A 20,502-nucleotide genomic window follows, 5' to 3' on the forward strand; every position below is an offset into this window, starting at 1 on the left:
ATTACCTTTTAATAAATTATGCATAAAATCTTTTGATTAATTTTCGAAAAACGGAAGAAAACAATAGTATTATTTCTACCATTATAAGTATAATTGCAGGTGCTCCCACTTAATCAAACTCTGCCCATCCAATGTCTTTTAAAGGGCAACATGCTACACGCACGAATTCATACGCGCTACAAACTTCGTTTATAACTATAAATATCTGTAAATGACACCCTTGAATCTACTAATTGTAGCGATCCGACCCGAATGGCTCATTCTTTTGGAAAATTCACTTACCTATGCCGGCTATACATTTCAAATGAAACAAGCCGATTCAAAGCAAGCCGCAATCAAGGCATTTCATGAAGGCAGGTATGACCTGCTGATCTCCAATTGCGCATTGCCCGATGGCACGATTACAGATCTGGCAGACGTGCTGGGGAGTCAGCTGCCTTGCCTGGTGATGTCTGAAGGATTTTGTCCCGTGAGTGCAGGCCCGGTCCTGGCGGTAACAGATACTAACTATTACATCAATTGTACCAATAAGCTGGAATGGATTCCCGCGCTGGAAAACACGCTGATAAAATGGAAAAATAATGCGCAGCAGAAACTCGACCAGCATCAGCAGCGCTCGGAGACTTTTAACAAGAAGGTAATGGCTCGGTGCGAGGAGATATTTTCTTCGGACAAAGGACACGATGGATCCGCCGAAGCTGTCGATTCGGCATTTGAACTGTTGCTGGAAGTAATGGACCTGAGTCGCATTTACCTATGTATGCCTCATAATGGAAACGACGGCGAAACCGAGATCAGGAAACGGGTGGAGGTTACCGCGCCAGGCGTTGCATTGAAACGGTCCGCGTCCGCCAATCCGCTCGAAATTCCTTTTTTCACAAGATGGAATATACTGTTTGAATCAGGAAGGCCGGTTCAGGAATTACTCGAAAACCTGCCACGAAATGAGCACCACTGGCTTGCAAGGCATGATATAATGTCCCTACTTGCAGTACCGGTTTGTGAAAATGGAAGATGGCTGGCCTACATCGGGCTGGAAGACACCATGAATATCAGAGAATGGTCGGAAGCCGAAATCGAACTGGTAGTTCTGATCTCAGGCCTGATCCACAAAAAATATCTCTCAAACGAAAAATCATCCCGGCTAAACCCTGAATTACTTACGAGTCCGGCATGAACCAAGCGTTGAATTACAAAAACGGGATGTCATTGGGTTGGCGTCTCTGTTTTATTTTAAGCCTCTTCGCAACCATTCCCAGACTCATCTTCGTCTGGCCGTCATTATTTAGCAGTGATAACTTTGGCTCGGGCCTGCTGGATATCTGCATCCAGTTCATTATCAGTTTTGAATTTGCCTGGATATTCGTCTACATCTGTCTGCATTATACTTACCAGATGCCCAGCTGGTTCAACCGGCAAAATCCCTGGGTGCAGGCTTTGCTTCTCATATTACTTTTCCTTTCCATTAATGAAATTCTTTTCCAACTAAAGATCGCACTGGATGCGAACCACTCGGATATGCTGATTTTCAGGGTGGTTTACTATCTCTATCACCTTCTGCTTTTGCTGGCGATCGTCGGCTTCCGGAATTTTTTGCTTACCACACAGGAGAACCACAAAATCGGACTGGAAAATGAGCAGCTCAAACGAGAACAGTTAAAGGCACAGCTCGAAGCATTGCGAAATCAGCTGAACCCGCATTTTCTTTTTAATGCACTGAATATTCTGAATATCTCCATTGCCACAAACCCGCAACTCGCCCAGAACATCGTGCTAGACTTATCGGATATTCTGCGGTATAACCTGAAAGTTCAAAATCAAAGTCTGATCCTTTTAACAGACGAGCTCGCCGCAGCACGTGCATATCTTGATTTGTACAAGGCGAGATTTGGAGAAAAAATGACTTTTGAATTTGTAGACACCGAAACGACAAAACAATGGTACATCATTCCATTATCCCTGCAAATCCTCATTGAAAATGCAATAAAACATAATGTAATGTCATCCAGTCAGGTTCTTTTCATCGAGGTTCGTCTCAATGAAAAGGAAAAGCAGGTGATTGTAATGAATACGCTAAATAAAAAAATGAACTCCGGCGGCACCGGGATCGGGTTACAGAATCTTGATAAACGCTACAAGATCCAGACCGGCCAAAAGCCGTCACTTATCGAAGACGAACAACAATTTACTGTAAAAGTACCCTTGATTGAAGCGCCATGACACGAATTCTGATCGTCGAAGACGAACAACCCGCAGGACAGTATCTGACACAACTTATTTTAAAAATTGACCCGAAATCAGAAATTCTGGATGTCATTGAAAGCGTGGAAACAGCGGTAGAATGGCTCGGAAGCCACCCCGTGCCGGACCTTATTTTTCTGGATGTACAACTCGGCGACGGTACCTGTTTTCAGATTTTTGAACAAATCTCCATCGGGTGCCCGGTTATTTTCACAACTGCTCACGACGAATATGCATTACGCGCCTTCAAGCTGAATAGCATTGATTATCTGTTGAAACCGATCCGGCAGGAGGCTTTGAAATTCAGTCTGGACAAATATTACCAGCTAAATGAAGAAAATGCGATCAGCAAAGTGAAATACCTGGAAGAGCTCATGCATACCCAGATCCTCAACCGGAGAAATCCACGCCGGAGCTTCCTGGTACCTTACCGGGACAAGCTGATCCCCTTGCGCGATACCGATTTTGCGTGGCTCACCATCCGAAATGGCGTCGTGGTTGCTACCCTGCACGATGACCGCAACTTTGTGATCGATAAATCGCTCGAAGAACTGGAAAACCAGCTGGAACCGGCCAACTTTTTCAGGGCGAACCGTCAGTTTATTATCGCCCGCCAATGCATTACCGAGATCGAACTGTATTTTAATGGCAGGCTGCTCATCAGGACATCCCCATCATCGACCAATCAGATCCTGATCAGCAAAGAACGTGTCCCGATTTTTAAAAAATGGTTTGAAGAGTTGTCGTGAGTCCCCGCATGTTCACCTGCATTTTTTTCTTCTTGGTTTCCCAAATTGTCAGGTTCATTTGAAATCGGTGATGATTTTGTGATTAAAAGAGAATATTAGCGTCCGAATAACACCTGCATCATATTGTTTAACATTTACCTTTCATGTATACCGGTCGCGAAATAAAGCTGGGGATCGTTTTGTCCTTTGCCTGGAAAATCATTCTGTTTTTCTTCCTCTATTCTACAATCCTCTGCTGCATAAGCTATTTTTCCGGTTTCACACTCGGGATCTCATTCGTTCCGATCGGCCTCATCGGTACCGCCGTAGCTTTTTATGTAGGCTTTAAGAACAACTCGTCGTACGAACGTCTGTGGGAGGCGCGCCGGATCTGGGGTGCTATCGTGAATGCGAGCCGCACCTGGGGGACATTGGCCAGTACCTATGTTAAAACGGAAGATGGCGGCTTGGCCAAAGCGCAGCTCATTCACAGGCATATCGCTTATGTAAATGCAGTCCGCATTCAACTGCGGGCGAAAAGCGTGTGGAACGATACCGATACGGTTTCGCATGCGCTGGTCCAGAAACAACACATTCCGGACGATTCGAATTTGCTGCTGCTTCTTAAAAGACTTTTACCTGAAAAGGAGGCGGATTACCTGTTTTCGAAAAAAAATCCTGCGACGCACATCATGAAGGAACAAGCCCGGCAACTGGATGAGATTTTCCGGAGAGGCGAGATCAACGAGCTGTTTTATTTTCACATGATGAACGTGATCCAGGAATTTTACAACCAGCAGGGTGCGGCCGAACGGATCAAGAATTTCCCTTTTCCCCGCCAGTATGCCTATTTCAGCAAAGTATTTGTCTGGCTTTTCATTTTGATCCTGCCGTTTGGTTTGATCAATGAGTTTGCCAAACTCGGGCCGGGTTTTCTCTGGCTTTCAATCCCGAGTTATATGGTGATTGCGTGGGTTTTCAACACCATGGAAGTCGTGGGTGATACCAGTGAAAATCCGTTTGAAAATGCCATAAATGACATTCCGATGACAGCCATTTGCCGGACGATCGAGATAGACCTCCGCGAAATGCTGAATGAAGAATCAATCCCTGCCCCTATCACAGCTGTCAATAATATTTTAATGTAACTTCTCCATGTTAGAAAAGGTCCAGAAATACTTTCCGAATGCAGTTCCGTCCAGTGATTTTGTATTAAATGTGTACAAATCACTCGCACCTTACCAGCTTACGCCGGACAAGATCATGCTCGCGCATTCGATCTGCTCCGACGATGTAAACGCCATCGAATATCCCGAGGAAGGCAGGCAAATGCTCGGTCCGTTCAATATGGGCGGATTAAATGGTTACCCGTTCACGGGCCTCACCGGAATGAGCGCATTTGCACACCATGTACCCGACGATGGGGCGGCTATGATCTTTTACGCCCCGCATATCGGGGTTAGCAACAACGGTGAGCTTGGCAAGATCATCCGGGTGGGTCAGAATGAAGAATCCAGCTGCTGCGGCGCGGCAGTACTGGCATTGAACCGTCTGAAAAACGATGAGATTGTTCCGGGAGAAAAGCCAGCGGATGACTACCAGCAGCATTGTCTGCAGGAATTTTTATTTGAAGAAAAAGAGCGGGTACTGAACTCGGAAACGCCTATTAAGGAAGCTACGGAAGTTATTTTCGAGAACTCAGGCGAGCTGATCAGCCGTTTGATCAAAAAAACCAGTTTCACCGGAAAGTACCTTTTCGTAATAGGCGCCATCATCATCAACACCGACTGGCATTACGGATCGTTTCTCGAACTCCGCCGGTTTGAAGAGTGGGATATTACCACCGGCGAGAAAATCAGGGATTTGGTGTTTTAAAAGCTCCCTGAAACGTTTCGAGACTTTCCTCCAGTAAAATGGCCGTTTAAATGTACCTCGTTGGTTCATTTAAACGGCCAGTGAAAAGTTTATAAAAAGGTTATGTTAAAGCTTCATGATTAGACTCCCTGTGAAATGATTCAATTCACGAGATGTATAAAGTTTCACATAATCGTATTGAAAGTGCAAAAACTTGACACAGATTTGGTCACCTAGCTGTAGATTTAAATCGGTGTTAATAAAACTGGTATTTGAAAATGCCGCTCGACATTTTTTTTCTGCCATCACAGACTCATTTCCGTTTCTTTTTCTCACAAGTTGTACCACAGTATCGAAATTTTCGTCAAAATTTCGTGGCTCCCAAGACACCTGCACATCAAAATTATAAATCCCGTCGGTTGGCGCAGTGAAAGTACTATGACCAGCTTGCTCGGCATTCGTGTAGTTATTTTGTAAGTCAAAGCTCACGAAGTCAAATGGAATCTTCGTTGCAACATCCTTGGCTATTTTTTCACTTCCCTCGCCTTTTATGCCTAATGCGCTAAATGCAATTGCTCCTTCCCATGTGGCATTACCTGCCAAATCACTTGTAAGCACTTTGCCGAAGTCAGGAGTTTGACCATTTCCCATAATTTTCATTTTTCCGGTAACAGCCATTGCAAATCCTAATTCACTCTGCGCATAAATTCCTGTTCCTGATAATGCTCCAAATCCTTTTATTGCAATTCCACTCGAAGATCCCTGATAATTGTCAATTTGGAATGCCGGTCCATTCTTTGTGGAAACGCTTTGAAATGGCAAACTCCAAAACGCCACATTTGTCCAGGCTGGATTTTGTGAAGAATTATTGTTAAAGTAAAATCCTTTACCACCCGGCAAGGCAGAATTTATATTGAACAAAAACAAGCCATTTGCAGGTGACGAGATCGTTAATTTATCAGTCAGGGAATTGAGAGATATCCGCGGAATTAATATGCCCCCGTTATTGCTTTGAACGTCTAATGCTGCACTGGGATGCGGGTCTAATGTATTTATTCCTGTTCCCTGTCCAAAAACCGATTGGCCTGTAATTAATAGCGCTAAAAAAAAAGTTAATTTTTTCATAAATAAGATGATGTTGGAGTGTATGTTATAACTTAATTAATAACCTGCCCGAGAAATAACTGGCAGCCTGGTCAGTATTTAGATTGAGATAATCGGGAATTCCCTGTTCACACCAGATTGAAATTTGATCGCCAGCCTCCAGTATCACCTCAGAAGACATGTAATTCGAATTCCCACCAGGAGTGTCAAACCTTGACTCATTTAAGGTAAGCCAACCTCCATTTCGTTGCCTTCTTAAAAACAGTTCAGTGGCGTAAGTGTCCAGTACATTTATATCTTCCCATGCGATCATGGCGTCAAACCGGTAAATACCACGAGTGGGTGCTGTAAAAGTGCTATGATTCGCTTGCTCTGAATTTGTGTAGCTTTCTTGCAGGTCATATTGCTCAGATGCGAATGGAATTTTTGTTAGGACATTTTTTGCTATCTTTTCACTTCCAGACCCTTTCACTCCAGTCGCCTTGAATGCAATTGCCCCCTGCCAGCTCGCATTCCCATCATCATCACTTGTCAATATTCTCCCGACTGCTGGTGGTGCAATATCATCGCCGGTTAATTTTAAAAATCCATCCACAATCAGCGCCTTTCCGGATGAACTCTGAGCGTAGATACCGACACCTTTATTTACTCCAAAACCTTTAATTGCAACTCCATCAGCACCAGCTGCCTGGTCTACCTCAATCTGAAAAGCGGCGCCGTCCGGTGAAGCGGCAGCATAAAAAGGTAAGTTCCAACTAGATACACTTGTCCAGACAGGAGCCTGAGGCGTGTTGCCGTTAAAGTAGAATCCAGAACCATTCGGCAAAGTTGAATTAGTGTTATAAACCAATAGGCTGGTGGACGGAAGGATGATCGTGCTGTTATCGCTGACCGATGTAAGAGAGACTCTTGGAATTAGCACACCTTTGTCTGAACTCTTTATTTCTAAAACCGCGCTGGCATCAGGATTAGTTGTATTAATACCCACACCCTGTGCAGCCAGATGGCGCTGGATGATAAAAAAGATGAAAATTATAATAAGCTTTTTCATAGTGAATACGATTCGTTTAAACCGTCTTTAAAAATTATTTACAACTTAATTACAAGTCTACCATTGAAAAACGCATCTTCGTTGCCCGTCCTGAGATTGAGATAATCATAACCAAGCTGCTTGAAATGAACGGATATTTGATCCCCGGCTTCCAAGAGGACATCAGCTGAAATTTTCCCGGAATTACCTCCTGGCAAATGACTTTGCTGGCGAATTAGATCACCACTCGCTCCATTTCTTGTCATTACCAGGTAGATGAATGTGTGGTGATTTTCATCCGGTTCTCCATCATATTCTTTCCAGGAAACCAGGACGTTGAAATGGTAGATGCCTTTTACAGGAGCAGTAAAAGTGCTATGGTTCGCCTGAACAGCATTGTTGTAATTATTTTGCCTGTCATACTCCTCAAAACTAAACGGAACCTTGTTTTTTTGAGCGCCAATCTTTTCGCTTCCGTTACCTACAACACCTTTCGCGTTGAATGCTATTGCTCCTTCCCAGGTTGCATTACCTTCTGAATCACTTGTGAGAACTTTTCCTTGTAGAGTATTGGGGCCGTTATTAAATATCCGCATCTTACCATCAACAACCAACGCATTTCCTTCGGTGCTTTGAGCTTTTACTCCCACATTGTACCCTTTACCAATTCCCTTGATTGCGATTGATGTTGGGCTCCCGTCATAATTTTCGATTTGAAAAGCAGCGCCAGTTGGTGATGCAGCCGCGTAAAATGGAGTAGTCCAGCTCGATAAGCTTTTCCAGAAAGGAGATTGTTCCGAACCAGCATTAAAATAAAATCCCGTCCCATTGGGCAGCACGTTATTAGTATTAAAAACCAGCAGACTTGTCGCAGGAGATACTATTGTTGTTTTGTCGGTTATTGACGTGAGCGAAACTTTTGGTAACAAAACACCTTTATTAGTACTTTGAATGTCGAGCGCTGCACTTGGATCTGGTGAGGCAATATTAATCCCTACTCCCTGCCCGAACAGGTACTGATGGATTATGAAAATCCTAGTAGCAAAATAAGCTTCTTCATTAGCTGATTTACGTTTATGGTAAGCCGCAAACATAGTTTTAATCAACTGTGGGCTAACAAAACGCTTATCCTGAGGCGAGATTAACTAATCCAACGGCCTTAATACTATTGACGACCTGTCCTTAAAAGCAATGCATCTCCTCCGCCGGTTCGAGGAATGGGATATCAAATCAGGCGAGAAAATCAGGGATCTGGTATTTTAAAACCAATACATTATTCCAAAACCAGCCAGGTGTACGAGTTAGCCGGAATTGTGACTGTGACCATCGCATCATAATCCCGGCTGATTTTTACCGTTTTAGCGGCACTTTCTTTTTCTCTGACCCTGATCGTTTCGTGCTGGCCTGTGTAGTAAACCGGAAGTTTAACACTGCGCTGAATGCTGATTTCGAGGGGGTTATAAAGCATTACCAACCCTTTTTGTTTCAATGCGGGATTGATATGCATGATCCCGTCCCAGTCACGTCCGTCCGCGCGGCGCAAATGCAACACATCCGAGTTTAAAATGTCACGGTATTTCTTATACCAGTTTATTACCTCCGATACCTTACTTTTTGTCAGGTCGGTGTCGTAAAGCCGCGGTCCGCGGTAGCAAGCCTGCACGCCTGCTCCGTAATATTGCATCATCAATTGCTCGTAGGTATCCAGGTGTTCGGACAATGGTTCCAGAACAGCATCCTCATTCCCACCCTGGTATTTCGTCAGTGGTACAAACCCCCAGACTATCGACGGGATTTCGTTCCACATGGCATCATAGATATTCTGCCGGTTCAGGATCTTTTGCTGGTCCCGCGATAATGAAAAATTCACTTCCCGATACCCCAGCGCAACCTTATTTGTTCCATCCAGAAAGTACCAGTCCGGGGCATTGACATACACGCCGTTTTCATTGCACCAGCGATACAAACTTTTCTGTAATTCCATCTGCCTCCATTGCGAGTCGGCCAGCCCGGTATGCCCGGGATGTGTCGTGGATGCGCACACGTCACCCGGATATGGTCCGTCATTTTCGAAGATATTGAATCCGGTGTAACTCATAAATTGTTTGAGTTTCTCTATGTAGGCAAGTCCCCATTTGCTACCCAGGCATGGTGCGTGCCCATTAAAGAAAGCGCCGCCAGGCTTGTTGGTCTTCGGGTCGATTACATCGTCTTCATCGCTGATCCGCCGCGAGCTGAACAAAGAATAACTGCCGATGAAAATGTTTTTACTATACGCGTAATCTGCCAGCTTTTTCCATTTATCCAGGTTTGTCTGGCTCACGTCTTCCATAATGCAATGGCTGCCAAAGCTCAGGATCAGGGCTTCGTAACCCGTTGCCGCACACTGGTCAATCGCTGTTTTTACTTCTTCGTCGTTTTTACTGACCAAATGCATAAAGATCGGGTTACTGGTTGTCCAGGGCGCAATGGTCCGGTACATTCTCTTGATAGCTAATCCTTTACGCTCACGATCATAACTTTCTTGCAGCAGTTCATACGTTCGCACGGATTCCAGTGATTCGCCCTTTTTCAAAACCATTCCCATATTTCTGGCCGGGTGTACTTCCAGTAAACAAGGCGTTTGAAACTCGTAATTAACCTGTGAGGTATATGCCGGATCGACTTTCCAGTGGGTCGCCTGGTCGCTCAGATTGTACCGCATGGAATTGTTGAATGCAAAGTTGTTTTCAACATAAATCCCATTTGGTTTCGCCATACTATGCGGCGTACCGACAACTGCACTTTCCTCTTCAACCACAGCCAGAATTTCGTTAACAACTTGATCGACAGTAACCTCCGAAGACGAATTGTTTTCTATGGTAACCCATTTACTCAAAAGCGGAATGCCGTCGAAAATGGAGTAATGCACATTTACCTCAATGCCCTGCAAGTCAGGAAGAGATGATTTATAATGAAATTCGATGGTTTTACCGGTAGGCTGATTTTTGTCGCCGGTCCACATGGAGGTTTTCCAGTTGAGATACGGTTTGATGTTGCCGATCGTAAAATCGACGAAATGAAAAGCGCTGTCCGAGGATTTTAGCCCGTCGATCCATTCCGGAAGCAGATAACCGTTTTCTTTTTGACCATACAATCCTCCGACGTTGTAATGGCGGCCGGCTATCGTCACGCGGGCCTCCGGTTTAACGGAACGGAGCAACTGCTGGCCATTTGAAAGATTAGTAAAATCGGTGCATGCCAGGTCGGGCGACAACCGGAACGTCCGTTTCAACAGACCATTATGCAGGATGATGTTTTTACCGTCAGAAGATTTATAGGCTGCGGCTTTCTCTTTAACAGTTCCGATCAGCCAGTCTGAGCTTCTTTTCTGATCAAATGCGGCATTCCAGATTGGAAGATTTTGTGCGGCTAACTCTGTAATCGCGAGGAATGCGCCGATTAAAGTGAATAAAAACGGTTTCATATTTGATTTAAAGATGAAGCCGGAATATAGGTCAAAGGGTGCTGCAGAACGCGAGGGTCTGTTTCAAATCCTCCTCGTTTTCCAGATTAATCCCTTTTTCTTTTAAAAACCGGTTAATTTCCGATTTATTGGATGGGAAAATTTTCATTAGGCTTCCACGGTTCACCAGGTGGATGCGATCGTTTTTGTCGAGAAGATAAAAGGTGGATCTCTTTTTAAGAATGACTTTGTCCCGTCCCTCCAAAAACTGGACGCCATTTCCATTCATATAAGAAGAATAGCTTGAAATAGCCGAGGTGGAGGAATACTGATCATAAGAGGCGTATTTTTCATTACCCATTTGAACTAAAAACAGCTTTTTAGCAAGCCTTACCCTGCCGTATTCACCGGCAACTTCCACATGTCCGCGGCCCTGGTAAAAGTAGTAGGGTGTCTGATCGATGGAGACGAAGCGTATGAAATCAATATCGTTCAACAACATCGTATCCGTACTTGGAGCGATGAACATCACTTGTCCGTGTACGAGGCTGTAATTAAATTTCGCCTTCGAAATCGTGCCATTCCGGAAAACTGCCTGTCCGTCGAGAAACGTATCGTACTGAAATCGCAGGGAATACGGGAGAGTTTTGCCGATGTCGCTGCCATCTTTTACCCGAACTACGTCAGTATTCTTTTGGGCATATACGCAGCCGATTGAAATCAGTAAAATGGCCAGGGTGGACAACGACTTCATAGCATCACGGGTTTAGGTATTATTTCAATCTAAATTTAGACAAATCGGGGAGATATTCCATTTTTCTTTTCAGCTTCCCCGCACAGCTATTCTTCCCAGGCAATCTGTGAGCCTTCTTCTGTCTTGGTCGAACTTTCTACCGCCGCATTAATCTCTTTCATTTCTTCCTCTGTGAGGTCTCGCCACTTTCCTACCGGCAGGTTTTCCATCGTAACATTCATGATCCGGACTCTTTTCAGTTTCCGTACTTCATAGCCCAGGAAATCACACATGCGCCTGATCTGGCGGTTTAAACCCTGAGTAAGGATAATGGTAAAAACATGACTACTGTCTTTTCTCACAAAACACTTTTTGGTAATCGTCCCTAAAACAGGCACGCCGGATGCCATTTTTGCGATAAAATCAGGGGTTACCGGTTTATTGACCGTCACCACATATTCTTTTTCATGATTGTTTCCGGCCCGGAGTATCTTATTTACAATATCTCCGTCACTGGTCAGAAATATCAATCCCTCCGAAGGTTTATCGAGCCGCCCGATCGGGAAAATGCGCTCAGGATGCCGGATATAGTCAATAATATTTCCCTTCACATTACGCTCGGTCGTACACGTGATCCCTACCGGTTTGTTAAAAGCAATGTAAACGGACTTTTTCTTAATCTTCAACCGCTGCCCTTTTACCCGCACATCATCCGCCGCAGAAGCTTTGTCGCCCAGTACCGCAACCCTCCCATTCAACGTTACCTGACCTTGTTCCACCAGCCTGTCCGCCTCTCTCCTGGAACAAAAACCGGTTTCACTGATAAATTTATTAATGCGGGTCAATTCCATTATTTCAAAATTACTGAGTACTGAATGCGTCGACAAAATACAGCAAATCGTAAAAATTATCCCGGTTTTATCAAAGATTCCGGCGGTTCGCCCCTTTATCTGTCAATTCTCAATTTTTTCACTTAGTCTGATAGAATATTCGTTTAGTATGAAAAATCGCTTACTCCTTGTCCAGTTACTTTTCTGGGTATCTCTCATTTCCCTTCATGCCCAGCCTGCCAGGCGTCCCGTAGAAGTAATCGTTACGGCCGACCATGAAGACTGGACTTACAAAACCGGTGAAAAAGCGCAGTTTATTGTGCAGGTATTGCGTAACGGTAATCCGGTTAAAAATGCATCGATACGTTATGAAATAGGTTTGGAAAAACTTGATCCGACCATCAAAGAAACCAAAACGGCCGCTGACGGAAAGCTTACCATTGACGGTGGAACTTTGAAAACACCGGGTTTTTTGAGGTGCATTGCCTGGGCAAACGTCGATGGCGGTGAATATCGCGGGTTGGCAACGGCCGGTTTCGACCCACTGAAAATACAGCCGACCGTTTCAAATCCGGAAGATTTCGATACGTTTTGGGCGAATGCAAAAAAGGAGCTGGCGACGGTCCCGATGGATGCCAAAATGACTCTGCTACCGGAACGCTGCACCGAAAAAGTGAATGTATATCACCTTAATCTTCAAAATAACAGAACGAACGTGCGCGTCTACGGGATTTTGTGTGTCCCTAAAAAAGAAGGAAAATACCCTGCATTACTTAAAGTGCCAGGCGCTGGTGTGAGAGCGTATTATGGTGATGTAGCGACTGCCGAAAAAGGCATTATCACGTTGGAAATAGGCATTCACGGTGTTCCGGTGACAATGGATCCGTCGGTTTACGTCGATCTGGGCCAGGGGGCTTTAAATGGGTATCCGTCTGCTAATCTGGATGATAAAGACCGGTTTTATTATAAAAGGGTTTATCTCGGATGCGTGCGAGCAAATGACTTTCTGGTAAGTATGCCGCAGTTCGACGGGGTTAATCTGGCAGTTACAGGTGGCAGCCAGGGAGGCGCATTATCCATTATCACAGCCGGCCTCGACTCGCGTGTGAAATGGCTGGGCGCATTTTATCCGGCATTAAGCGATGTTACTGGTTACCTGCACGGTCGCGCGGGTGGCTGGCCTCATTACTTCGATAAAAACAGCGTGAAATGGAATAATACCAAAGACAAACTGGCAACAGTGGGCTACTACGATGTAGTCAATTTTGCGAGAAGAGTGAAGGTGCCGGGCTTTTACATTTGGGGATTCAATGACGAAACCTGCCCTCCTACCTCCATGTATTCTGCATATAATGTAACCACTGCACCAAAAGAACTGAAACTATATCTCGACACCGGCCACTGGACATATCAGGAAGAGCGCGACGTGATGAACAACTGGCTGATTGAAAAATTAACAGCAAAAAAATAACACTATGGACCGTCGGACATTTATTGAAAAGTCTGCGTTTGCGGGTGCCGCTTTCTCAGCACTTCCATTGCTGAGCGCATTGAGCAGGGCCGCACCTTACCGCACTGCGCTGGTCGGTGCGGGGTGGTGGGGTACCAATATTCTGCGCTGCGCCATTCAGGCCGGCGAGTCGAAAGTTGTCGCGCTTTGTGATGTGGATGAAAATCAGCTGAAAGTTTGCTCCGATGTCGTTTCCAAACTGACGCCTGACAAACCTAAACTTTACCGCGATTACCGGGAAATGCTTTTAAAAGAAAAGCCGGAGATCGTGATCGTGGCCACGCCCGACCACTGGCACGCATTGTGTTGCATTGCAGCCATCGAATCGGGTGCGCATGTGTATGTCGAAAAACCGATTTCACATACCATAAAAGAAGGACGCGCCATGGTGAATGCAACGCGGAAACATGGAAAGATCGTGCAGGTAGGAACGCACAGACGGGTGTCTCCGCACAATGTATCCGGCATGGAATTTCTGAAATCGGGTAAGGCTGGAAAAATTGGAATGGCGCGTGCATTCGTGCATTACGGCGGCGGACCTGGCCAGAAAACACCAAACGAAGAAGCTCCAAAAACCATCGACTGGGATTTCTACTGCGGACCCGCACCATTGGTACCATACAATAAAACCATTCATCCGCGCGGTTTCAGGGGGTATCTCAATTTCGCAAATGGCACGCTCGGCGATTGGGGAATCCACTGGCTTGACCAGGTATTGTGGTGGTCGGAACAGAAATATCCGAAGAAAATATACTCAACGGGCGGCCGTGCGATCCGGCAAGACAATACCGACGCACCCGACCATCAGGTAGCGGTTTTCGATTTTGATGGTTTCACACTGGAATGGGAGCACCGGAATTTCGCGGCTAACAATGCGGAAAAAACACATCCGCAGCAAGCAGTAGGCGTTTATTTCTACGGAACCGAGGGCACATTTCACATGGGCTGGCTCGACGGATGGACATTTTATCCTACAAACCCAAACAAGCCGATCATTCACGAAGATGCCAAACTGGACAAACCCGATGATCAGAATATCCAGCTCTTGTGGGCCAATTTTTTAAGTTCAATTAAAACAAATACCCCGCCGATCTGTGACATCGAAGTGGGTCAGAAGTCGACCAATGTGGCTTTACTCGGAATGCTTTCCTATAAATTAGGCAGGAGTATTATCTGGGACGGAGAAAAAGAAACGATCGAGGGTGACGCGGAAGCAAATAAATTGCTGAGCCGGAACTATCGCGGGGAGTGGAAGTATCCGAAGGTGTAAAAAAAGTCATTTATCGTCATTGGTGGTCATTCATTGTATTATATCCAGAAAACAATAAATGACTATTAATGACTATAAATGACTAGTAAGTATCACCAAGAGAACAGCAATCAGTCAATCTTAATCACTTCAGCGGGAATGTTGTATTGATCAATCATTTCACGCGTGAATCTCACGTGTCCGCGTGGCGCCATTAAGTATAATTTAGCCCCCTTCATTCCTGCCAATTCACTCAATAACTTCCATTTTGAGATGTTGCCACGCATCTGATCTGTTTTAACAGAAACTTCAAGATAATGGCGGTTAAACATATTAACACCAGTAACATCAGGCGTAAACTTGATATTGTCTGCTGCCCTTTCATAAGATTTCGGGATTTCGTAGCCTTCCATGTTAGCCTGAATATCCTTAAAACCGTGAGCCTTAGCCCATTTAATTACCTGCGGAATAAATGATTCCTTTTCCATAATGATGAATGAATATTTTTTTTTCTTCCCACTCTACAGGGACTTCTACAATAAAAATCGAGCTAAACTGAGCAGAGGGAAAGATTTATGCCGTATGCAGTCTGGCAAATAGTATAGATTAAGTGCGAAAGGTACTCGTTTTCGCCGAAAACAGCAAATTTGGGCATCAAATCGTTCAGTCGTCCAGCTCATCAAGAAAGGCATTGTAAGCTCCCATCAGCTCCCGAAGTGCTTTTGAATCGTTCCGGGAACGGGCCAGCTCCACACCTTTCTGATAAATCTGCTCCGTCTTTTCCACTTTTTCCAACGCTGCAAAAAATGCGCCAGCGTGATAATAGGTCGGCAGATAGTCAGGATGTTGGGTCAGGAGTATCTCAAAAAAACGTTCGGCCTGGATCGGATCGGACTTCGTGTATTCAATGGCGAGCGCGTAAACATTAAATGGATCGGTCGGATCTTCTTCGTAAAATGTCAGTAAAGAGGTAAGAAAGGAGCCTTTCATGAGTAATTATTATGCTTGCATACGATTTAGATTTGCCTTAATTTGCCCGGATTAAATTAGTCTCATCAACCAAAAGTTTCGCAACTGAAATATCATGAAAATTCTAGTTTGTATAACCAATGTACCGGATACAACCGCTAAGATAACTTTCACCGACAACGACACCAAGCTTAATAAAGCAGGCATACCTTATATCATTGGCCCGTATGACGACTACGCACTTGCGCGGGGAGTGGAATTAAAAGAGCAAACCGGCGGCTCCCTCACCGTATTGCACGTAGGTGAGGCGGATGCCGATCCGCAAATACGGAAAGCACTCGCAATCGGCGCCGACGATGCGATCCGGATCAATGCGGATCCACTGGATTCCTATTTCACCGCTTTCCAGATCGCACAGGTTGCAAAGCCTGGTACGTATGACCTGATCTTAATGGGCCGTGAATCCATTGATTATAATAGCGGCGTAGTGCACGGGCTCGTGGGCGAAATGCTCGGAATCGCTTCATACTCACCGGTAATGAAACTGGAAATTACGGGTTCAACAGCCACGTTGTCCCGTGAAATCGACGGGGGAAAAGAAGTGTTGCAAGCGCCGCTCCCACTGGTACTGGGATGCCAGGAACCCATTGCCGAATGGAAAATACCCAATATGCGTGGCATCATGACAGCCCGCACAAAGCCACTTCAGGTATTGGAACCGGTTGCGCTGGAAGAGCTAACTACTCCCCAGAAATATACTCTGCCCACGCCCAAAGGTGCCTGCAAAATGATCCCGGCCAGTGAAGCCGGAACTCTCATTCGTTTGTTGCAAACGGAAGCCAAAGTGCTTTAAGCAGGTTTTGTCAATCCATTTAAATCTAGAATAACATGTCAGTCCTTATATATGTAGAGCTGGATAACGGTTCGATCAAAAAAACATCCCTCGAAGCAGTCGCTTTTGGCTCGAAAGTTGCTGAAAAAATCGGTGAGAAAGCGGTCGTTCTGGCCATTGGACATGCAGCTTCGGCTGAGCTGGAAAAAGCTGGTAATTATGGAGCTTCCAAAGTACTGCATGCCGCCGACGCGAAGCTTACGCACGAAAACGCAATGGCTTATGCCGATGTACTCGTGCAGGCGGCAAGCCAGGAGTCCAGCAAGGTGATCATTCTTGCAAAATCCGGATTGGGTGATGCACTGGCTGCCCGCGCCGCTGCAAAACTTAAAGCGGGGATCGTTTCCGGCGTTACCGCTTTGCCTGAGATTGGTGACTCATTTCAGGTGACCCGAAGTATTTTTACCGGGAAAGCATTTGCTACAACTGAAATTAAATCAGATATCAAAATTCTGGTTGTCCGGAAGAATGCTATTGAAATCGACGACTCCCCGGTTTCGACCGTACAAGCTGAGATTACCGCATTTACTCCACCGCTTCGCGACGAAGATTTCCAAGCAAGCGTGAGCAAGGTTGAGAAGGCCAGTTCCGAGCTGTCCCTGACGGAGGCGGAAATTATCGTTTCCGGCGGGCGTGGAATGAAAGGCCCTGAAAACTGGCAACCGCTGATCGACCTGGCAAAAGCGCTGGGAGCTGCGACCGGATGTTCCAAACCGGTTTCAGACCTCGACTGGCGCCCGCATCACGAACACATCGGACAGACGGGCATTAAAGTTGCCCCCAACTTATACATTGCCTGTGGCATTTCCGGGGCCATTCAGCATCTGGCTGGTGTTAACGGTTCCAAGTGCATCGTCGTCATTAATAAAGATCCGGAAGCGCCTTTTTTCAAAGCCGCCGACTATGGAATAATCGGTGACGTATTTGAAATATTGCCAAAACTGACCGAAGCTGCAAAAAGCTTAAAATAGGCAATTTTCTCGCTTTTTAATTTAAATGCAATATTTCGAAGCAGGCTCAAATTTAAAAATAGCTTATAAATCAGTTCTTTAAGCCGTTTTACTTTCACCAGACCTGAGGTAACACGATTCTTGACCCGTACCGTATTTTTTTATGCAGTACGGGTTATTTATTTTTGCAACTTCAATTCCGCGAGGCCTGTTTGGCAAGATGGAACACTTTGAAAAATTTGCTTGTTAATGCCTTGAAAATCAGCAAGTATTCATCACTACTGTCAATCATACCTGCACATTCTGTTTGAACGTGAAAAAAATTAAGTTAGAAATTCTGGGGCTTTCGCCCAGCCAATCTCAGGCCGGTTCTTTTGCTTTGGTGCTGGGAGAAGAATCCGGCAACCGTCGCTTGCCGATCATCATTGGTGTATTCGAAGCCCAGGCGATTGCGGTTCAGATCGAAAATATTGTCCCTAATCGTCCCATGACGCATGATTTGTTCAAATCATTCGCCGATGGAATGAATTACACGTTGAAAGAAATTGTCATCTCTGATCTGAAAGAAGGGATTTTTTACGCAAAGATCATTTGCACGGATTCGCTCCGGCAGGTGGAAATTGATGCACGTCCCTCCGACGCAATAGCGATCGGGCTGCGTTTTGCCATTCCTATTTACACTTACGAAGCTATTTTATCCGAAGCCGGAATCGTTTCCAGCTCGCTGACTGAGGACGAAGAAGATGATGACGAAACGGTTCGCGAGACTGTGAAAGCATCCGGTTCGAAAGATCAGTTACGTGACCTCCCATTCGACGAGCTACAACGAATGCTCGACGATGCGCTTGCAAAAGAAGACTACGAAAAAGCAGCCAAGATCCGCGACGAAATGGGCCGCAGGAACTGACCAAGCAACTTTGTTAAGTTAAAAATAGTTAAGGAAGCCCTCTAATTGGGCTTTTTTGAATTATAAATCCTTATTTTTGCCACACCTCGTTTTCCCGAACTTCAAGTAACATAAGCGAAATCGTACGCTCTCATGCCTAAAAAAAAGAAGATTGGAAGTTACCCGAATGCAATGATCGTCATGAGCCTCACGGCTGCATTGTTCCTCATCGGCTTTTGCGGACTACTTGTCATTCAATCGAAAAAGCTGGTTTCCATCATTCGGCAAAATATTGAGGTAAGGGTATTTTTAGACAAGGAAGTAAACAAAGCGGGACAAGATTCGATCTTACAGGCTATCCAGTCAAAACCCTTCGTATTAGCTTCCACCGAAGTGAAACCCATCATTTTTGTTTCAAAAGAAGAAGCCGCGAAAGAATTTATAGAAGGTACCAAGGAGGATTTTGTAAATTTTCTTGGAGAAAACCCACTTCGCAACAGCTATCGCGTCAAGATCCACGAGGATTACTTCGAAGAAGCCAAATTGCAGCAAATCAAAAAAGACATTGAGCAGATCAAAGGCGTGTATGAAGTGGTGTATCAGGAAGATCTCGCGGATAACATCAACCGGAACGTTACAAAAATCTACATTGTACTTGCCAGCTTTGCGCTGGTGATGCTGATTATCATCGTGTTGCTGGTGAATAACACCATTAAACTTGCCATTTATTCCCAGCGTTTCCTGATCCGGAGTATGCAGCTTGTAGGCGCAACCAATGGCTTTATCCAGCGTCCATATGTACTGCGGGGAGCCATTCAGGGGCTCGTGGGAGGCGTTCTTGCCGGGATCCTGCTTATTGTTTTGCAACAGATCGCGGTACGCAATGTAGAAGGTCTTGCAATGCTGCAGGAATATGAAAAAATTGCTTTTCTTATCCTGGCAGTCCTTTCGCTCGGCATTTTAATCGGAATTTCAAGTACTTATCAATCCCTGGCGCGCTACCTGAGAATGGCGCTGGACGATCTGTACTGATCATATCAAGTTCAACGAGTTAAAAGAAAACAGATACGAATATGAGCAGCAAAAAAGAAGAACTTCCTTTTTCTTCATCCAATTACACCGTGATGCTGGTCGGCATTGCGTTAATTCTGGCGGGTTTCCTGATCATGGCATTCGATAGCGAAGAATTTGGTTTCGGATTCCTTGGATTGACACTTGGCCCCATAGTTACGGTTTTAGGCTTTATCGTTGAGTTTTGGGCGATCTTACGTAAACCCAGTAATTCATGAGCATCTGGCAGGCCATCATTTTAGCAATTGTTGAAGGTATTACTGAGTTTTTGCCCGTTTCTTCTACCGGCCACATGATTATCGCTTCCTCATTCATGGGGATCAGTCATCTGGAATTTACCAAAATGTTCACGGTTAATATTCAGTTCGGCGCCATTCTCTCCGTGCTGGTTTTATACTGGAAACGCTTTTTCCAAAGCACAGACTTCTATTTTAAGCTTTTTATCGCCTTTTTGCCGGCCGCTGTCATTGGTTTTTTATTAAATGACTTTATAGACGCATTGCTTGAAAACGTAATCGTAGTTGCCATTTCGTTGCTGGTTGGCGGTATCATCCTTCTTTTCATCGACCGGATCACCAATGATGACACCAGCGAAAAGGAAATTACGTATCTGACCGCATTAAAGATCGGGTTCTTCCAGTGCATTGCGATGATCCCGGGTGTATCACGGTCTGCATCTACCATCATCGGCGGGATGCTTCAGGGACTTTCGAGAAAACAGGCGGCTGAATTCTCATTTTTTCTTGCAGTTCCAACAATGGCAGCCGCAGGTGGTTATAAGCTACTCAAAACCTACGATACGATCAAGTCCGAAGATATTCAGACCTTGCTGATCGGTAATCTGGTCGCATTTGTGGTAGCGATGCTGGCGATTAAATTTTTTATCAGCTTTCTGACCAAGTATGGTTTCAAAGTGTTTGGCTACTACCGCATTATCCTGGGACTGATCCTGCTGGGCCTATTGGCGTCCGGTTATAAACTGGATATTGTATAACAAATCCACGCCGGTC

General features: G+C 45.2%; 21 protein-coding genes. 13 read left to right on the forward strand and 8 right to left on the reverse strand.

Features of this window, described 5'->3' with window-relative positions; translation table 11 throughout:
- Positions 1-220: 220 nt before the first annotated feature.
- The 5 genes from LZG72_RS13340 to LZG72_RS13360 all read left to right on the forward strand — a co-directional run bounded on the left by LZG72_RS13340 (position 221) and on the right by LZG72_RS13360 (position 4,844).
- Positions 221-1,177, forward strand: a complete 957-nt coding sequence (locus LZG72_RS13340; protein WP_233872842.1) for a GAF domain-containing protein — start codon at positions 221-223, stop codon at positions 1,175-1,177.
- Positions 1,174-2,220 (forward strand): sensor histidine kinase, encoded by a 1,047-nt coding sequence (locus LZG72_RS13345; RefSeq protein ID WP_233872845.1) that lies wholly within the window; start codon positions 1,174-1,176, stop codon positions 2,218-2,220. The genes LZG72_RS13340 and LZG72_RS13345 overlap by 4 nt, the downstream gene beginning before the upstream one ends.
- A complete protein-coding gene (locus LZG72_RS13350; RefSeq protein WP_233872848.1) occupies positions 2,217-2,990 on the forward strand; it encodes a LytTR family DNA-binding domain-containing protein in 774 nt (257 codons plus the stop codon). The genes LZG72_RS13345 and LZG72_RS13350 overlap by 4 nt, the downstream gene beginning before the upstream one ends.
- Before the next feature lie 143 nt (positions 2,991-3,133).
- Positions 3,134-4,117 carry a bestrophin family protein gene (locus LZG72_RS13355; protein WP_233872851.1) on the forward strand — a complete coding sequence of 328 codons (984 nt, stop codon included), beginning with the start codon at positions 3,134-3,136 and terminating at the stop codon, positions 4,115-4,117.
- 7 nt (positions 4,118-4,124) lie between these two features.
- Complete coding sequence (locus LZG72_RS13360; RefSeq protein WP_233872854.1) at positions 4,125-4,844, forward strand: hypothetical protein; 720 nt, start codon at positions 4,125-4,127, stop codon at positions 4,842-4,844.
- A gap of 105 nt (positions 4,845-4,949) precedes the next feature.
- On the opposite strand, the gene LZG72_RS13365 is transcribed toward LZG72_RS13360, so the two are convergent.
- From LZG72_RS13365 to rluF, 6 genes are all read right to left on the reverse strand, one after another.
- A complete protein-coding gene (locus tag LZG72_RS13365) occupies positions 4,950-5,948 on the reverse strand; it encodes a complement C1q domain-containing protein (protein ID WP_233872855.1) in 999 nt (332 codons plus the stop codon).
- Between the two features lie 25 nt (positions 5,949-5,973).
- Complete coding sequence (locus tag LZG72_RS13370; protein ID WP_233872858.1) at positions 5,974-6,978, reverse strand: hypothetical protein; 1,005 nt, start codon at positions 6,976-6,978, stop codon at positions 5,974-5,976.
- A 38-nt stretch (positions 6,979-7,016) separates the two neighbouring features.
- The gene (locus LZG72_RS13375; RefSeq protein WP_233872860.1) at positions 7,017-8,051 is read right to left on the reverse strand and encodes a hypothetical protein; all 1,035 of its coding nucleotides are present in this window, start codon (positions 8,049-8,051) and stop codon (positions 7,017-7,019) included.
- Positions 8,052-8,230: 179 nt separating this feature from the next.
- Positions 8,231-10,423 (reverse strand): alpha-galactosidase, encoded by a 2,193-nt coding sequence (locus tag LZG72_RS13380; RefSeq protein ID WP_233872864.1) that lies wholly within the window; start codon positions 10,421-10,423, stop codon positions 8,231-8,233.
- A 31-nt stretch (positions 10,424-10,454) separates the two neighbouring features.
- The gene (locus LZG72_RS13385; protein ID WP_233872867.1) at positions 10,455-11,156 is read right to left on the reverse strand and encodes a hypothetical protein; all 702 of its coding nucleotides are present in this window, start codon (positions 11,154-11,156) and stop codon (positions 10,455-10,457) included.
- Positions 11,157-11,242: 86 nt separating this feature from the next.
- The gene (gene rluF / locus LZG72_RS13390) at positions 11,243-11,986 is read right to left on the reverse strand and encodes a 23S rRNA pseudouridine(2604) synthase RluF (protein ID WP_233872870.1); all 744 of its coding nucleotides are present in this window, start codon (positions 11,984-11,986) and stop codon (positions 11,243-11,245) included.
- 148 nt (positions 11,987-12,134) lie between these two features.
- Between rluF and LZG72_RS13395 the strand changes: the two genes are divergently transcribed.
- Entirely contained in the window at positions 12,135-13,436 is a 1,302-nt protein-coding gene (locus LZG72_RS13395; protein ID WP_233872873.1) for an acetylxylan esterase, read from the forward strand.
- A gap of 4 nt (positions 13,437-13,440) precedes the next feature.
- Positions 13,441-14,745, forward strand: coding sequence for a Gfo/Idh/MocA family protein (locus LZG72_RS13400; RefSeq protein ID WP_233872876.1), 1,305 nt, complete (start codon positions 13,441-13,443; stop codon positions 14,743-14,745).
- A gap of 110 nt (positions 14,746-14,855) precedes the next feature.
- On the opposite strand, the gene LZG72_RS13405 is transcribed toward LZG72_RS13400, so the two are convergent.
- Both LZG72_RS13405 and LZG72_RS13410 read right to left on the reverse strand, forming a co-directional pair.
- Complete coding sequence (locus LZG72_RS13405) at positions 14,856-15,212, reverse strand: hypothetical protein (protein WP_233872879.1); 357 nt, start codon at positions 15,210-15,212, stop codon at positions 14,856-14,858.
- Positions 15,213-15,387: 175 nt separating this feature from the next.
- Complete coding sequence (locus LZG72_RS13410; protein ID WP_233872882.1) at positions 15,388-15,714, reverse strand: tetratricopeptide repeat protein; 327 nt, start codon at positions 15,712-15,714, stop codon at positions 15,388-15,390.
- Positions 15,715-15,808: 94 nt separating this feature from the next.
- On the opposite strand from LZG72_RS13410, the gene LZG72_RS13415 reads away from it, so the two are divergent.
- The 6 genes from LZG72_RS13415 to LZG72_RS13440 all read left to right on the forward strand — a co-directional run bounded on the left by LZG72_RS13415 (position 15,809) and on the right by LZG72_RS13440 (position 20,486).
- Entirely contained in the window at positions 15,809-16,546 is a 738-nt protein-coding gene (locus LZG72_RS13415) for an electron transfer flavoprotein subunit beta/FixA family protein (RefSeq protein WP_233872885.1), read from the forward strand.
- 35 nt (positions 16,547-16,581) lie between these two features.
- Positions 16,582-17,556, forward strand: coding sequence for an electron transfer flavoprotein subunit alpha/FixB family protein (locus LZG72_RS13420; protein WP_233872887.1), 975 nt, complete (start codon positions 16,582-16,584; stop codon positions 17,554-17,556).
- A 292-nt stretch (positions 17,557-17,848) separates the two neighbouring features.
- On the forward strand, positions 17,849-18,442 hold the full coding sequence (locus LZG72_RS13425; RefSeq protein ID WP_233872890.1) for a bifunctional nuclease family protein: 594 nt from the start codon (positions 17,849-17,851) through the stop codon (positions 18,440-18,442).
- Between the two features lie 132 nt (positions 18,443-18,574).
- Complete coding sequence (locus tag LZG72_RS13430; RefSeq protein WP_233872893.1) at positions 18,575-19,453, forward strand: ABC transporter permease; 879 nt, start codon at positions 18,575-18,577, stop codon at positions 19,451-19,453.
- A 41-nt stretch (positions 19,454-19,494) separates the two neighbouring features.
- The gene (locus LZG72_RS13435) at positions 19,495-19,710 is read left to right on the forward strand and encodes a DUF3098 domain-containing protein (protein WP_233872896.1); all 216 of its coding nucleotides are present in this window, start codon (positions 19,495-19,497) and stop codon (positions 19,708-19,710) included.
- The gene (locus LZG72_RS13440) at positions 19,707-20,486 is read left to right on the forward strand and encodes an undecaprenyl-diphosphate phosphatase (protein ID WP_233872899.1); all 780 of its coding nucleotides are present in this window, start codon (positions 19,707-19,709) and stop codon (positions 20,484-20,486) included. Before LZG72_RS13435 ends, LZG72_RS13440 begins: the two co-directional genes overlap by 4 nt.
- The last annotated feature ends 16 nt before the right edge of the window (positions 20,487-20,502 follow it).

Origin of the sequence: Dyadobacter sp. CY323 (genome assembly GCF_021390245.1) — a bacterium.
In the GTDB taxonomy this organism is placed as follows: domain Bacteria; phylum Bacteroidota; class Bacteroidia; order Cytophagales; family Spirosomataceae; genus Dyadobacter.